Annotated in this window: 1 protein-coding gene; it reads left to right on the top strand. The window is 58.0% G+C overall.

Going from position 1 to position 238, the window contains the following annotated elements:
* Positions 1 to 238, top strand: a 238-nt coding sequence (locus AC0IYH_RS33830; protein WP_471838837.1) for a molybdopterin cofactor-binding domain-containing protein, incomplete at both ends; no start/stop codon positions are given.

The following is a 238-nucleotide window of genomic DNA, read 5'->3' as shown; positions in this document are numbered from 1 at the left end:
CAAGGGAGAATATCCGCATCGTTTCACCTTATATCGGGGGCGGATTTGGCGGTAAGGCAAGTGTTCTGGCGGATGCGGTATTGGCTGCAGTCGCCTCGCGCCAAGCCAAGCGTCCGGTGAAGATCAGTCTTTCTCGATCGATGATGTTCAACAACACCACTCACCGCCCCGCAACCATTCAGCGAGTGCGACTCGGGGCCGACGGTAACGGCGTTCTGCAGGCGATTGGTCACGAGAC

Source organism: Pseudomonas sp. AC463 (assembly GCF_979253585.1).
The sequence above is the reverse complement of the archived record's forward strand: the minus strand, read 5'-3'. Positions and strand labels throughout refer to the sequence as shown.